General features: G+C 69.0%; 15 protein-coding genes. 7 read left to right on the top strand and 8 right to left on the bottom strand.

Annotated features, from left to right (window positions below):
* The first annotated feature begins 12 nt into the window (after positions 1-12).
* From ACFWQC_RS09540 to ACFWQC_RS09530, 3 genes are read left to right on the top strand one after another with little or no spacing between them, the layout of a single operon-like run.
* Positions 13-1,320, top strand: coding sequence for an MFS transporter (locus tag ACFWQC_RS09540; protein ID WP_378676360.1), 1,308 nt, complete (start codon positions 13-15; stop codon positions 1,318-1,320).
* Between the two features lie 52 nt (positions 1,321-1,372).
* Positions 1,373-2,137: a DinB family protein gene (locus ACFWQC_RS09535; RefSeq protein WP_378676357.1), complete on the top strand. Its 765-nt coding sequence runs from the start codon at positions 1,373-1,375 to the stop codon at positions 2,135-2,137.
* Positions 2,138-2,166: 29 nt separating this feature from the next.
* Entirely contained in the window at positions 2,167-2,517 is a 351-nt protein-coding gene (locus tag ACFWQC_RS09530; RefSeq protein WP_378676354.1) for a YrdB family protein, read from the top strand.
* Here ACFWQC_RS09530 and ACFWQC_RS09525 read toward each other — a convergent pair.
* Both ACFWQC_RS09525 and ACFWQC_RS09520 read right to left on the bottom strand, forming a co-directional pair.
* Entirely contained in the window at positions 2,465-3,160 is a 696-nt protein-coding gene (locus ACFWQC_RS09525) for a helical backbone metal receptor (RefSeq protein WP_378676351.1), read from the bottom strand. The genes ACFWQC_RS09530 and ACFWQC_RS09525 overlap by 53 nt on opposite strands.
* Position 3,161: 1 nt before the next feature.
* The gene (locus ACFWQC_RS09520) at positions 3,162-3,845 is read right to left on the bottom strand and encodes a GntR family transcriptional regulator (RefSeq protein ID WP_378676349.1); all 684 of its coding nucleotides are present in this window, start codon (positions 3,843-3,845) and stop codon (positions 3,162-3,164) included.
* A 113-nt stretch (positions 3,846-3,958) separates the two neighbouring features.
* Between ACFWQC_RS09520 and ACFWQC_RS09515 the strand changes: the two genes are divergently transcribed.
* The 4 genes from ACFWQC_RS09515 to ACFWQC_RS09500 are packed head-to-tail and all read left to right on the top strand — an operon-like array spanning position 3,959 to position 8,004.
* Positions 3,959-4,420: a nuclear transport factor 2 family protein gene (locus ACFWQC_RS09515; protein ID WP_378676346.1), complete on the top strand. Its 462-nt coding sequence runs from the start codon at positions 3,959-3,961 to the stop codon at positions 4,418-4,420.
* On the top strand, positions 4,417-6,165 hold the full coding sequence (locus ACFWQC_RS09510; RefSeq protein WP_378676344.1) for an FAD-dependent oxidoreductase: 1,749 nt from the start codon (positions 4,417-4,419) through the stop codon (positions 6,163-6,165). Before ACFWQC_RS09515 ends, ACFWQC_RS09510 begins: the two co-directional genes overlap by 4 nt.
* Before the next feature lie 31 nt (positions 6,166-6,196).
* Positions 6,197-7,087, top strand: a complete 891-nt coding sequence (locus ACFWQC_RS09505; protein ID WP_378676341.1) for a fumarylacetoacetate hydrolase family protein — start codon at positions 6,197-6,199, stop codon at positions 7,085-7,087.
* Positions 7,084-8,004, top strand: coding sequence for a VOC family protein (locus tag ACFWQC_RS09500; protein ID WP_378676338.1), 921 nt, complete (start codon positions 7,084-7,086; stop codon positions 8,002-8,004). The genes ACFWQC_RS09505 and ACFWQC_RS09500 overlap by 4 nt, the downstream gene beginning before the upstream one ends.
* 127 nt (positions 8,005-8,131) lie before the next feature.
* Here ACFWQC_RS09500 and icmF read toward each other — a convergent pair whose 3' ends face one another.
* The 6 genes from icmF to ACFWQC_RS09470 all read right to left on the bottom strand — a co-directional run bounded on the left by icmF (position 8,132) and on the right by ACFWQC_RS09470 (position 14,171).
* On the bottom strand, positions 8,132-11,248 hold the full coding sequence (icmF, locus tag ACFWQC_RS09495) for a fused isobutyryl-CoA mutase/GTPase IcmF (protein ID WP_378676335.1): 3,117 nt from the start codon (positions 11,246-11,248) through the stop codon (positions 8,132-8,134).
* Positions 11,249-11,337: 89 nt separating this feature from the next.
* Positions 11,338-11,832: a MarR family winged helix-turn-helix transcriptional regulator gene (locus tag ACFWQC_RS09490; RefSeq protein ID WP_378676332.1), complete on the bottom strand. Its 495-nt coding sequence runs from the start codon at positions 11,830-11,832 to the stop codon at positions 11,338-11,340.
* A gap of 23 nt (positions 11,833-11,855) precedes the next feature.
* Entirely contained in the window at positions 11,856-12,407 is a 552-nt protein-coding gene (locus ACFWQC_RS09485; protein ID WP_378676329.1) for a hypothetical protein, read from the bottom strand.
* Between the two features lie 37 nt (positions 12,408-12,444).
* Positions 12,445-12,771 (bottom strand): DUF4333 domain-containing protein, encoded by a 327-nt coding sequence (locus ACFWQC_RS09480; RefSeq protein WP_378676326.1) that lies wholly within the window; start codon positions 12,769-12,771, stop codon positions 12,445-12,447.
* Between the two features lie 69 nt (positions 12,772-12,840).
* Complete coding sequence (thpD, locus tag ACFWQC_RS09475; RefSeq protein WP_378676323.1) at positions 12,841-13,740, bottom strand: ectoine hydroxylase; 900 nt, start codon at positions 13,738-13,740, stop codon at positions 12,841-12,843.
* On the bottom strand, positions 13,737-14,171 hold the full coding sequence (locus ACFWQC_RS09470; protein WP_378676321.1) for an ectoine synthase: 435 nt from the start codon (positions 14,169-14,171) through the stop codon (positions 13,737-13,739). The genes thpD and ACFWQC_RS09470 overlap by 4 nt, the downstream gene beginning before the upstream one ends.
* Between the last annotated feature and the right edge of the window lie 13 nt (positions 14,172-14,184).

The raw sequence follows: 14,184 nt of genomic DNA, 5'->3' as shown, positions 1-14,184 counted from the left end.
GAGGAGAGAACGGTGACCCACCACACCGCCGGCACGACGCCGGCCCACGCGACGAGCGGTACGCTCCGGTCCAAGCGCAAGTCCATGCTCGCCAGCAGCGTCGGCAACGTCATGGAGTGGTACGAGTGGAGCGCGTACGCCGTGTTCGCGCCGTTCATCGCCGCTGCCATGTTCAACAACGCCGACCCGGTCTCGGCACTGCTCTCGACGTTCGCCGTGTTCGCGGTCGGCTTCCTGATGCGGCCGCTCGGCGGCCTCGTGTTCGGCCGGATCGCGGACCGCAAGGGCCGCAAGTTCGTCCTGGTCACGACCATGCTCACCATGGCGACGGGCAGCCTGGTCATCGGGCTGATGCCGACGTACTCCTCGATTGGGGTCGGCGCCTCCGCGATCCTGCTGCTCGCTCGCGTCGCACAGGGGTTTGCCCATGGTGGTGAGTCGGCGACGGCGAACACCTACATCGCCGAGATCGCGCCGTCTGAGCGACGCGGTCTGTGGGGCAGCATCGTCTTCGCCGCGATCTTCGGCGGCTCGGTCGTGGCCTACACCGTCGGCGGTGTCGTCACCACCGTTCTCTCCGAGAGCGCCGTCGCCGCGTGGGGCTGGCGGATCCCCTTCCTGCTCGGTGCGCTGCTCGCGCTCGCGGCGCTGTGGCTGCGGCGCACGATGGACGAGAGCGATGTCTTCGAGTCCAGTGACAAGGCGGACGCTGAGGTGGCGCCGTTGCCCCGTGGTCGGGTCGTCCGGGCGATCCTCCTCGTCGTCGCCATGACGTCCGGTATCACCGCCGCGCACTACACCTGGACCTCGTACGTCTCGACCTATGCCATCGGGCAGGGCATGGCTCCCAACACCGCCTACTGGGTGACCGTCGGTGCACAGCTCCTCGGGCTGGCAGCGCTGCCGTTCTGGGGCAGGCTCTCTGACCGGATCGGGCGTCGGCCGGTCATGATCGGCTTCGCGGTCATCATGACGGTGCTGCAGCTTCCGCTCACCGCGCTGATCGGGCCTGCCGGATGGACGCTGCTCGTCGCGTCGGGCATCGCCCTCGTCGTGATCGCCGCGCCCGGGTCGATCCTGTCCTCGATCATGTCCGAGGCGTTTCCCACTCGGATCCGCACACAGGGGATCGGCTTCGCCTACTCGGTCTCCGTCGCCGTCTTCGGCGGGACCGCGCCCTACCTCAACCAGCTGTTCAACAACCTCGAGATCGGCTGGATGTCGAGCGGTTACATCATGATCCTCTGCGTGTGCACCGGCATCGCCGTGTTCCTCATGCGGGAGACCAAGGGCATCCGGTTGGAGGACGCCCACTGCTGAGCGCTGCCCGAATCCCGTTGACCTGCTGCTCGACAGGGCAGAGACTCGCCCCATGGTTGAGGAACAGGTCGACGGGATCGAGCACATCGAGTCGGACCGGTTCCGCGACGCGCTGATCCGGCAGAGCGATCTCAGTGGCCTGGAGATCCGGGACTGCTGGTTCGAGGAGCGGGTGAAGATCGTCGACTGCTGGGGCCCCGAGGTCTATCTCGCCGGGGACATCGGGCGGATCGTGGTCAACGACGTCGACGTGACAGCGTACGTCCGGGCCGAGCTCGATCGGGTCGAGCCCAACCGGGTCCTGGCCCGCGAGGCGCGGACCGCCGACGAGATCCGTGCGGCGTGGACGGCGATCGAGGAGACCTGGACCGCGACGGTGTCCCGGGTGCGGGAGATGCCCGAGGAGCTGCACCGCCGGCGGGTCGACGACGAGTGGTCGTTCGTCGAGACCTTGCGGCACCTGCTCTACGCCAGCGACAAGTGGCTCGGCAACCCCGTCCTCGAGGAGGATGCGCCCTACCATCCGCTCGGCTTCGGTCCCGGCGGCGAGCCTGACGGAGTTCAGGGACTCACCGTCGACGCCGACCCGTCCCTCGACGAGATCCTCGAGCCCCGCCTCGCCCGGATGGACACCATGCGGGCCTACGTCGCGACGGTCACTGATGCGGACCTCGACCGGCTCTGCACCCGCAAGCCGATCGGCAACGACCCCGAGGCCGACTACACCGTGCGCCGCTGTCTGAAGGTCGTACTCGCGGAGGAGGCCGAGCACCACCGCTATGCCGCGCGTGACCTGGCCGTTCTCGCGGCGGGCTGAGGCCGAGGATGAAGGTGTTCGGATGGTCCGTGCTGACTCTGGTGTTCCTCGACGAGCTGCTGGCGATGGCTGCCTTCGGGGTATGGGGCTGGCAGCACGATCCGCGCTGGCTGCTGGTCTGGCTGCTGCCCCTGGTGGCGATGTTCGTCTGGTGGGCCTTCGCCTCGCCGAAGGCGCCTCGCGGTGGTCCCGTCGTCCGGCCGGTCGCCAAGGTGATCGTCTTCGTGCTCGCCTCGCTGGCGCTCCTCGACGCCGGTCACCCGGGATGGGCGCTCGCCCTGCTGGTCTTCTCGGTCGTGGTCAACGGCCTGGCTCAGGTGCCCGCGATCAGCCGGCTGCCCACCGATGCGCTTCGAGGAGGCTCGGCCCGTACCAGGTGATCAGCCGGCCGCTGACCAGCTCGGTCGGCGGCCGTGTGAAGGCTTCCGGGCCGTCCTCGGCGGTGAAGACGTACGGCTCGTCAGGGAGCAGCACGACATCGGCACCAGCACCGTCGATCTCGACCAGGTCGACGTGCGGATAGCGGTCCGCGTGCTCGCCGAAGACGTTCTCCCAGCCCAGCCGCCGCAGCAGGTCTCCGGTGAACGTCCGTGAGCCGACCACCATCCAGGGGTCCCGCCAGATCGGCACCACGACCCGGCGAGTGACCCGGGGGAGCGGCTCGCACCAGAGCCGGCGGGCCTCCAGCAGCCAGTCCGGGCGGTCCCAGCCGAGAAGGTCGTCGAAGAGCCGCTCGTAGGTCGCGACGGCCGCCGGGACGTTCTCGATCTCGGTGACCTCGACCCGGATGCCGGCCTCGCGCATCCGGCGGACGTCGAGCTCCCGGTTCTCCTCCTTGTTGGCGATCACCAGGTCCGGCTCGAGCTCGCGGATGAGACCGAGATTCGGGTTCTTGGTGCCGCGAACCCGGGTCACCTCGAGGTCGGCAGGACGGGTGCACCAGTCCGTGGCTCCGACCAGTGCGTCCGGGTGTACCGATGCCAGCGCCTCGGTGATCGAGGGGACCAGACTGACGATCCGCACGTCAGGTGTGCCGAGCCGTGTCGCGCTCGGCGAGGGCTCGCTCGAGGATGTCGGCCGTGTGCTGATAGTGCTGGGTGAGCGCGCGTACGGCCCGGTCGGCATCCCGGGCGAGGGTCGCCTCCAGGATCTCGCGGTGCTCGCCGGCGACGTCTCGCCCCGGCTCATGGACCTGCGACCATCGCCGGTAGAACTCGCCGGCATCACGCAGCGTGGTGGCGATGCCGAGCAGCCACGGGTTCGGGGCGCCGTCGAGCAGCGCGCCGTGGAAGCAGCTGTGGGCCACCTCCCAGTCGTCGGAGACGCGGGGCGGAGCGTCGGCGGTGAGCATCGGCGTACGTTCCATCCGGTGGTGGGCTGCCACCACCTCGGACTCCCAGTTCATGTCGCCCTGCTCGATCGCGTAGCGCAGCGTGAGCGTCTCGATGTCGATGCGGGCGCTGGTCAGGTGGCGCAGATCATCGACGCTCACCTGCCGGACGCGGAAGCCGATCCGGGGCTCGGACTCCACGAGCCCCTGCTCGGTGAGCCTCGAGAGGGTCTCGCGAATGACGCTGACGCTGGCCCCGTATGCCTCGCACAGCGGCGTGGACTTCAGCCGCTCGCCGGGAGCGTAGACGCCGCCGAGGACATCCGCGCGAAGACGGGCGTAGACCTCCTCGGTGCTTGCGCGTGGTCGAGTCGCCATGCGAGCACCCTAGCATGATGCGAATATTTAGAGATTTTCGAATATCTCTTGTTTCTTCGATTATCTGTGGTCAGACTGTGATGACAGTCACCTGTGCCGAAAGGGGTTTGGACATGACTGAGGCAATGACGGACGAGGCGCGCAAGGCCCTCGCCCTGGAGTACCTGAAGCGGCTCGACCGCGGTGAAGACTTCTTCGAGCTCTTCGACGAGCACATCCAGGTCTACTTCCCGAAGATCGGGATCGCTGACGGGATCGACGCCGTCCGAGAGGCCTTCGCCAAGGTCGGCTCGCTGCTCGGTGGGATCAAGCACGACTACGCGTACTTCAACTACGTCGTCGCCGGCGACACCGTGGTGGTCGAGGGCACCTCGGCCGGCACCACCTCCGACGGCACCGAGTTCCGTGCCGGCGTGACGCACGCGGGTCGCTGGTGCGACGTGATGGAGATCCGCGACGGCCGGATCCAGCGGCTGTTCGTCTACCTCGACCCGGACTACGCCGGCGCCGACACGGAGCGTTACCCCTGGCTGGTCGAGGCGGAGCCCGAGCCGATGGGATCGGCGGCGTCATGACGGACGACATCACGACCGACGTCCTGGTCGTCGGCGCCGGACCCGCGGGCCTGAGCATGGCGGCCCTGCTGGCGGCGTACGGCGTCGATGCGATCACGGTGACGAAGTACGCCGGCACCGCGCACTCTCCTCGTGCCCACATCACCAACCAGCGCACCATGGAGGTCTTCCGTGACCTCGGCCTCGAGGAGGCGGTTCGCGAGGTCGCGACGCCCAACGAGATGATGGGGAACAACGTCTGGGCGACCAGCTTCGCCGACCCGGAGATCGCTCGCCTGCTCACCTGGGGGAGTGGACCGGAGCGTCGCACCGACTACGACCTGGCCAGCCCGAGCGCGATGTGCAACGTCCCTCAGCACGTCCTCGAGCCGGTGCTGCGGACCGGTGCCGAGCGGCTCGGCGCCGACCTGCGCTTCTCCACCGAGCTGGTCGAGGTGAGCCAGGACGACGAGGGTGTCACCGCCCTCGTTCGTCACCGCGAGAGCGGCCGTACCGAGACCATCCGGGCCAAGTACGTCGTCGGCGCCGACGGCGGCCGCTCGACCGTCGCCGAGAAGCTCGGCTTCGCGATGGACGGCGAGCTGGGCCTGGGCGCTGCGGCCAACGTCTGGCTCGAGGCCGACCTCACCGACCACACCGCCTACCGTCCCGGCACCCTCTACTGGATGTGCCAGCCCGGCAACGACTACTGGGTCGGGTCGGGCACCTGGATCTGTGTGAAGCCCTGGACCGAGTGGGTCCTGCTCTTCATGTACGACCCCACCGAAGGTGAGCCCGACCTCTCCGAGGGAGCCGTCATCGCCCGCGCCCGCGCCACGATCGGAGACCCCGACGTGGACATCAGGATCAAGGCGACCAGCCTGTGGCAGATCAACCACATGGTCGCCGAGCGCTACCAGATCGGTCGCGCCTTCCTCGCCGGCGACGCCGCGCACCGTCACCCGCCCGCGAACGGGCTGGGCACCAACACCTCGGTGCAGGACGCGTACAACCTGGCGTGGAAGCTCGCCATGGTGCTCCGCGGCGACGCCGGCGAGGAGCTTCTCGCCAGCTATCACGACGAGCGTCAGCCGGTCGGGCGGCAGGTGGTCGACCGGGCGCTCAAGAGCGTGCAGGACATGCTGCCGATCTCGCAGGCGCTCGGCTTCGAGCCGGGGCAGAGCGCCGAGGACGGACAGCGGGCGCTCGACGGCCTGCACGCCCCCGGCCCGGAGGGGGAGCGGCGGCGCCGGCAGCTCGCCGAGGCCGTACGCCTGCAGAACTACCAGTTCAACGCGCACGGCGTCGAGCTCGACCAGCGCTACGTCTCCGGCGCCGTTCTCGGCGACGGGACGCCGTGGCCCGAGCCCGAGCGAGACCCGGAGCTCTACCACCACCCGACCACCCATCCCGGAGCTCGGCTGCCGCACGCCTGGGTCGAGAAGGACCGCGTCCGGCGCTCGACCCTCGATCTCGCCGGTCACGGCGAGTTCGCCCTGCTCACCGGTGTCGGCGGCGAACCCTGGGCCGACGCCGCCGGCAAGGTGGCAGCTGACCTGGGCGTACGCATCAGCGTCAAGGCGATCGGTCCCGGATGTGACCACACCGACCCGACCGGCGACTGGGCGGCTCGACGTGAGGTCGGCGACGCCGGCGCCATCCTCGTCCGTCCCGACCAGCACGTGGCCTGGCGGGCCCACGACATCACCGACGACCCCGCCGAGGATCTCGAGCGCGCTCTCCGCGCCGTCCTCGACCGACCCTGATCGACCCTGACCGATCCACGAAGGAATCATCATGAAGCTCGGCAACCTGGACGGACGCGCCGTCCTGATCACCACCGACAACCCCGACGAGCCGCGAGCCGTCGATGTCCACAAGGCCAGCGACGGCCGGTTCGGACCGGATCCGGCCAGCCTGTTCGCGGACTGGTCGGCCTTCTTCGACTGGGCGCTGAGCGTCAGGGTCGACGACCCGGGGAACGCGCTCGGGTTCGAGGTGGCGAAGCTTGGTGCCCCGTCCCCGGCGCCGCGCCAGATCTTCGCGATCGGGCTCAATTACACCGCGCACGCCGCCGAGTCCGGCTTCGAGGCGCCCACCGGCCTGCCGCCGGTCTTCCCGAAGTTCGTCAGCAGCCTGACCGGGCCGGTCACCGAGGTGGTGCTTCCCGAGGGTGGCAACACCGACTGGGAGGTGGAGTTGGTGGCGGTGATCGGGCGCACCGCCAGCCACGTCGCCGAGGCCGATGCCTGGGATCATGTAGCCGGCGTCACCGTCGGTCAGGACATCTCCGAGCGGGTCACCCAGCTCAGCGGCCCGGCGCCGCAGTTCGGCCTCGGGAAGTCCTTCCCCGGCTTCTCGCCGACCGGTCCCTGGCTCGTCACTGCCGACGAGCTGCCCGACCGTGACGACCTCGAGCTGCGCTGCGACCTGGACGGCGAGAACGTCCAGCTCGGCCGCACCAGCAACCTGATCGCACCGGTTCCCCGGCTGATCGCCGAGCTGTCGAAAGTCGTCACCCTGTATCCGGGTGACCTGATCTTCACCGGTACGCCCGACGGCGTCGGCCTCGGCCGTGACCCGCAACGTTTCATCGAAGCCGGCCAGACCCTGGTGAGTACGATCGAAGGGATCGGCGATCTGCGACAGACCTTCGTGGCTACGCCGACCGGGAGTGAACCGCGATGAGTCTGCACCGTCTCAGTCATGTCACCATCGGCGTCCCCGACGTCGCCGCGACCACGGACTACTACACCGACTTCGGGCTCCGGCCGAGCGGCGAGGCGACGTTGGCGACCCGGGACGGCGGGGACCAGCTCCAGCTCACGCGAGCACCCTTCCGCCGGCTCGTCGAGCTGGGTGTCGCGGCCGACGACCCCGACGACCTCGCCCGGATCGCCGCGTCCCTGCAGCGTCTCGGGCATCCGGCATCCCTGGACGGGGACACGCTGCTGACCACCGAACCGGTCAGCGGCTTCACGGTTCGGGTACGCGTCCTGCCTCGGTTGCGGCAGGATCCGCAGCCGGCCACGCCCTACAACGGACCCGGCCGGATCGAGCGGTCGGGGCGTGCGCCCGGGGTGCTGCGTACGGAACGGGTCCGGCCCCGGCGGTTGGGGCACGCGGTGGCCGGCACCACCGACTTGGCCACGACGATGCGGTTCTTCGTCGACGGGCTGGGCTTCAAGGTCTCCGACCACATCGGTGACAAGGGTGCGTTCATGCGCTGCTCCACGGACCACCACAACTTCCTGGCGCTGCAGTCTCCGGTCAACTACCTGCACCACACCAGCTGGCAGGTCGACGACATCGACGACGTCGGCCGCGGGGCGCACGCCATGCTCGAGGGCGCTCCCGAGCGCCACGTGTGGGGGCTCGGCCGCCACCACGCCGGCTCGAACTTCTTCTGGTATCTCAAGGACCCGGCCGGCAACTTCTCGGAGTACTTCTCCGACATGGACTGCATCCCCGAGGACGAGATCTGGACGCCGGAGGTCCTCGAGGGCGCCAATGGTCTGTTCAGCTGGGGACCACCGCCCCCGCCGTCGTTCCTCGAGCCCGAGGACCTCGCTGCGCTGATGACCGGGGCCCACAGCAAGAGGTGACGTACGGCGGGGGTGCACCTGCGTAGATCTCGACACGGCGGTCACGCCCGGTCGCAAGCTCCCGGGCGTGCGCCTGCTCGATCTCTTCGCCGACGCGACTGCCCTCCTTCGTCGGGCAGTCGCTGGCTCAGACGTTGCGCCGGTACTGCCCACCGACCTCGAAGAACGCCTCGGTGACCTGGCCCAGCGAGCAGACGCGAGCGGCGTCCATGAGCGCGGCGAAGACGTTCTCGTCGGAGGTGGCGGCCTGCTTGAGGCGTACGATCGCGGCTTCCGCCTCGGCCGAGTGGGCGGCCTGGAAGGTGTGGACTCGGTCGAGCTGGGACTTCTTCTCGGTCTCGGTCGCACGGGCGAGCTCCACGGGGCCGGCGGGGGCGCCGTTGGTGTCACGTACGAACGTGTTGACGCCGACGATCGGCAGCGTGCCGTCGTGCTTCTGGTGCTCGTAGAGCATCGACTCGTCCTGGATCTTGCCGCGCTGGTAGCCGGTCTCCATCGCGCCGAGGACGCCGCCGCGCTCGGAGATCCGGTCGAACTCCTTGAGCACGGCCTCCTCGACGAGGTCGGTGAGCTCGTCGATGATGAAGGAGCCCTGGAGCGGGTTCTCGTTGAACGCCAGGCCCCACTCGCGGTTGATGATCAGCTGGATCGCCAGCGCGCGCCGCACCGACTCCTCGGACGGGGTCGTCACGGCCTCGTCGAAGGCGTTGGTGTGCAGCGACTGGGCGTTGTCGTAGATCGCGATCAGTGCCTGCAGCGTGGTGCGGATGTCGTTGAAGTCCATCTCCTGCGCGTGCAGGGACCGGCCCGAGGTCTGGATGTGGTACTTCAGCTTCTGCGAGCGCTCCGAGGCGCCGTAGCGCTCCCGCATCGCGACCGCCCAGATCCGGCGGGCGACGCGGCCGATGACCGAGTACTCCGGGTCCATCCCGTTGGAGAAGAAGAAGGACAGATTCGGGGCGAAGTCGTCGATCGACATGCCGCGGGCCAGGTAGGACTCCACGTAGGTGAAGCCGTTGGCGAGCGTGAAGGCGAGCTGGGAGATGGGGTTCGCCCCGGCCTCGGCGATGTGATAGCCGGAGATGCTCACCGAGTAGAAGTTGCGCACCCCGTTCTCGATGAACCACTCCTGGATGTCGGCCATGCAGCGCAGCGAGAACTCCGTGGAGAACAGGCAGGTGTTCTGGCCCTGGTCCTCCTTGAGAATGTCGGCCTGCACCGTGCCGCGGACCGTCTGCAGCGCCTTCGCCGGGTCGATCCCGCGCTCGCGCGCCTGGTCGATCACGGTGTTGAGGAAGAACGCCAGGATCGTCGGCGCCGGTCCGTTGATCGTCATCGAGACCGAGGTCGTCGCGGCCAGCAGGTCGAAGCCGTCGTAGAGCGCCTTCATGTCGTCCAGCGTCGCCACCGAGACGCCGGAGGTGCCGACCTTGCCGTAGATGTCGGGGCGTACGTCGGGGTCACGGCCATACAAAGTGACCGAGTCGAACGCGGTCGAGAGCCGGGTCGCGGGCTGGCCCTCGGAGAGCAGCTTGAAGCGGCGGTTGGTGCGGAACGGGTCGCCCTCGCCGGCGAACATCCGCGCCGGGTCCTCGTTGGCCCGCTTGTAGGGGAAGACGCCCGCGGTGTACGGGAAGAACCCGGGCAGGTTCTCGTTGCGCAGGAACCGGGTCAGCTCGCCGCGGTCGGTGTAGCGGGGGGTCGCCACCCGCGGGATGTAGTTGCCGGCCAGCGACGTGCGGCCGCTCTCGTCGGCGGCGTACGTCTCCTGGGTCTCCTCCCACGAGGCGAGCTGGTTCCGCAGGTCATCGGGGATCTCGCTGGCGGGAGCCTCGAGCTCAGGGTGGTCCTCGGCCACGATCTCGTAGGCCTGCGCCTTCCGCGCCGCGGCGACGAGCTCGACGGTGCGGGCGTGGTAGTCGCGTACGTCGCCCGCGATGTCGGCCAGGTAGCGGACCCGCCTCTCGGGGATGATCGGGTGCAGGCCCGTCGAGTGGCGGGTCGAGACGCGGGGCAGGACGCCCTCGCTGACCGCGAGGCCCGCCTCGGCGAGGAGGCCGCGCAGGTGCTGGTAGAGCGCGGTGACGCCGTCGTCGTCGAAGGCCGCGGCCGAGGTGCCGAAGACGGGCATGTCGTCGGGGGAGGAGGTGAACGCCTGGCGGTTGCGGACGAGCTGGCGGGACACGTCGCGCAGCGCGTCCTCGGCCCCGCGACGCTCGAACTTGTTGATCGCCACGACGTCGGCGAAGTCGAGCATGTCGATCTTCTCCAGCTGCGAGGCGGCGCCGAACTCGGGCGTCATCACGTAGAGCGAGACGTCGACGAAGTCGCTGATCCCGGTGTCGCCCTGGCCGATGCCGGGCGTCTCGACGATGACGAGGTCGACGGCGGACTTCATCACCGCGAGCACGTCGGCGAAGTGCTCGGGCACCTCGTGACCGCCGCGGGTGGCCAGGGAGCGATAGTAGGTCGTCGAGCCGCCGTCCTTGATCGCTGCCAGCGAGTTCATCCGGATCCGGTCGCCCAGCAGTGCGCCGCCACCGCGTCGCCGGGTCGGGTCGATGGCGAGGACGCCGATGCGGATCTTGTCCTCCTGGTCGACGCGCAGGCGCCGGACCAGCTCGTCGGTGAGCGAGGACTTGCCGGAGCCACCCGTGCCGGTGATGCCGAGCACGATCGCCTGGTCGGCCTGGCGCAGAGGATCCGCGATCTCGGCAGGGAGCCGCCCCTGCTCAGCGGCGGTGATGGACCGCGACAGCGAGAGGGGGCAGCCGGCCAGCACGTCCTGGGCCGCGAACTCGAAGGTCGGCCACAGGTCCCGGTCGACGTCGCGCACGACCGTGTTGATCATCCCCGGCAGGCCCAGTCGCTGACCGTCCTCGGGGGAGAAGATCTTGACGCCGGAGTTGGCCAGCCGCTCGATCTCGTAGGGAACGATGACGCCGCCGCCACCGCCCACGACCTTGACGTGCCCGGCGCCCCGGTCCTTGAGCGCGGTGACCAGGTACTCGAAGAACTCGACGTGGCCGCCCTGGTAGGAGGAGACCGCCACGCAGTGGGCGTCCTCCTGGACGGCGGCGTCGGCGATCTCGGTCACCGAGCGGTTGTGGCCGAGGTGGATCACCTCGCATCCCTGGGCCTGGAAGATCCGACGCATGATGTTGATCGCCGCGTCGTGCCCGTCGAACAGGCTGCTCGCGGTCACGATCCGTACGTGGTTCTGGGGGATGTGGAGGTCGGACATGGGCGGGGCTCCCAGGGAATAGTTGGACGTCCAAGTAATTCCAGCATAGGTCGTCCCTGGCGTACTTGCCAGTACGCGACGTCGGCGTCTCAGCCGACGGCATCCCCCGAGGCCGCGCGGAGCTGGGTGAGCAGCGCGGTCAGACCGGGTACGTCCTCGATGTCAGGCTTCTCGAAGACCTCGCTGTTGAGCGAGATCGTGGCCGCCTCGACCGCCTCGCGACCGGCGTCGGTGATGGCGGCGAGGACCACGCGCCCGTCGTCGGCGGTGCGGCTGCGGCGTACGAAGCCCTGCTTCTCCAGGCGGGCGACGGCGCTGGTCACCGAGGCGGGGTGGACCTGGAGGCGGGAGCCGAGCTTGGCCATCGGGAGCTGGCCGTCCTGGGTGAAGGAGAGGAGGCGGAGCACCTCGTAGCGGGCGAAGGAGAGGTCGTGGGGGCGCAGCGCGGCGTCGACGCGCTCCATGACGAGCTGGTGCACGCGCACGAGCGAGGTCACCAGTGCCATCCCGTCGGCGGCATCGGCCCAGCCGTGCGCGATCCACTGCCGTTTCGCCTCGCCGATCGGATCCATGCGGGCCAGCATCACACAAAGTGTTTGCGAGGTGTTTACGAAGGCGCGCCGAACGTCCCGAGCAGGTTGAGAATCACCGCGACGCCGATCACGGTCGCGATCACCGAGAGCGTCACGACCAGGCCGACGGCGACGGAGAAGCCCGCCCCCTCGTGCCGCGCGCCGCGCTGCTGCAGCGCGTAGAGCCGGGCGACGCTGGTGATCAGCGTGCGCCCCTCCTCGGCGTCGTAACGGTACTGGTCCGTGTCGGGGACGGCCTCAGGGTCGTGCACGGTCCACACGCCCTGGTCAGTCTGCTCGTCATCGGCCTCGATGCGGCGTACGCCGGTCCTCTGTGTGTGGGGCACGTCGCCGAACCAGACGAGGCTGCGGGTGTCCTCGATGATCGCGTACGAGCTCCGGGTCGGCATCGAGACGTGGTAGGTGAAGACCCAGTGCAGCTTGGCGGCCATCAGGGTGTCGTGCCAGCGCTCGTCGGCCAGGTCGAGCTCCACGTCGAAGCCGCGCGCCGTCTCGGTCGCCTTGTAGGGAGTTCCGTCGCACACGCGCGCGACATGGTCGAAGAAGGGCCTCGCATGAGGGGACACGATTCAACAGGCTATCTGCTCAGAGGACTCTGTGGGCTCACTCCGTGGCGTTGGGCGGCACGTCGATCTGGAAGTGGACCCGGCCGCCGTCGACGTCGTCGACGGTGATGATCGCGTCGTACTTCTCGCCCTCGGAGGTGAGGACGCAGGTCATCTCGGTGCCGACCTTGCCCTCGAGATCACCGGGGCAGTCGAGGCCCTCGGGGGTGACGCCGATGGCGTTGGTGAGCTGCTCGGTCGCGATCCGCTCGACCGTCTTCTCCTGCACGTAGTCCTTGCTCGAACCGCAGGCGGTCAGGGCCAGGGACAGGAGGAGCAGTGCCGCGCCGGTCATGGCGCCCGAGAAGGCGCGGGTGCGTGTCATGGGCTCAGCCTAGGGGTAGGCAAAGACCAGGCAGACGTACGCCGCACCAGCTCGGGCGCCGCAGGGCGGTCAGCCCACCGGGGTGAAGTCGCGCGCCCCGATGAACGCGGGCCGCGGCCTCGGGGCCGAGAACGGCTCGACCGCGGTGTTCTCCACGCTGTTGAACACCAGGAAGACGTTCGAGCGCGGGTACGGCGTGATGTTCCCGTTGGAGCCGTGCATGCAGTTGCAGTCGAACATGACCGCGCTGCCGGCGGCGCCGGCGAGCACGTCGATCCCGTAGGCGTCGGCCATCTTCGTGATGGTCCCCTGGTCCGGGGTTCCGGCGCCCTGCATCACCAGCGAGGACTTGTAGTTGTCCTCAGGGGTGGCGCCACCACACGAGACATACGTCCTGTGCGTGCCGGGCATGATCATCAGCGGCCCGTTGAAGGAGTGGTTGTCGGTGAGCGAGATGGAGATGCTGGCGGTCCGCATCCGGGGCAGGCCGTCCTCGGCGTGCCAGGTCTCGAAGTCGGAGTGCCAGTAGAAGTCACCGCCCCCGAAGCCGGGTTTGAAGTTGATCCGGCTCTGGTGGATGTAGACGTCCGAGCCCAGGACCTGCCGGGCCCGGCCGACCACGCGCGGGTCGGCCGCCAGCCGGGCGATGAGGTCGCTGGTCCTGTGCACCTCGAAGATCGAGCGCACCTCCTGCGAGGCGGGTTCGATGATGGTGCGCTCATCGGCCCGCGTCTCGGGGTCGTTGCTGAGGCGGTGCAGCTCGGCGCGCAGCTCGGCGACCTCGTCGGGCGTGACGAGGTCGGGGACGGTCAGGTAGCCGCGCTCGTCGTAGGAGTCGAGCGTCTGCTGGTCCATCGGCCCGTCGGCCGCGGTGCCCCAGACGACCTCGTCCTGGCGGGGGAGCGTGCTGAAGCCCTCCGCGAGACGGGTGGGGTACACGTCCTCGACGTGTTCGATTGCAGCGGTCATGCAGTTACCTCCTCGGTCGGGTTGCTGGCGTCGGGTTCGGTGAGGAGCGGGTAGACGCCGTTCTCGTCGTGCACCTCCCGGCCGGTGACCGGCGGGTTGAAGGTGCAGATCAGACGCAGGTCGGTCTTGGCGGTGACGGTGTGCCTGTCGTTCTGGTCGAGCAGGTAGCACATCCCGTCACGGATCTCGTACGTCTCCCCGGTCTCGCGGTCGAGGAGCTCGCCCTCACCGCCGACGCAGTAGACGCACTCGATGTGGTTGGCGTACCAGAACTCGTTCGTCGTCCCGGCGGGGATGTTGGTCTCGTGGAAGGAGAAGCCGACGCCCTCGCGGGCCAGCACGATCCGGCGGCTGCGCCAGGTGCCGTGCTCGGACTCGACGCGTACGTCTCGGTCGGTCTCGGTGAGGTCTTCCAGGTAGGTGACGCGCATGTTCTCTCGTTTC

It is taken from the genome of Nocardioides sp. NPDC058538 (assembly GCF_042719275.1).
Lineage (GTDB): Bacteria > Actinomycetota > Actinomycetes > Propionibacteriales > Nocardioidaceae > Nocardioides.
This window is presented reverse-complemented; position numbering and strand designations above follow the sequence as displayed.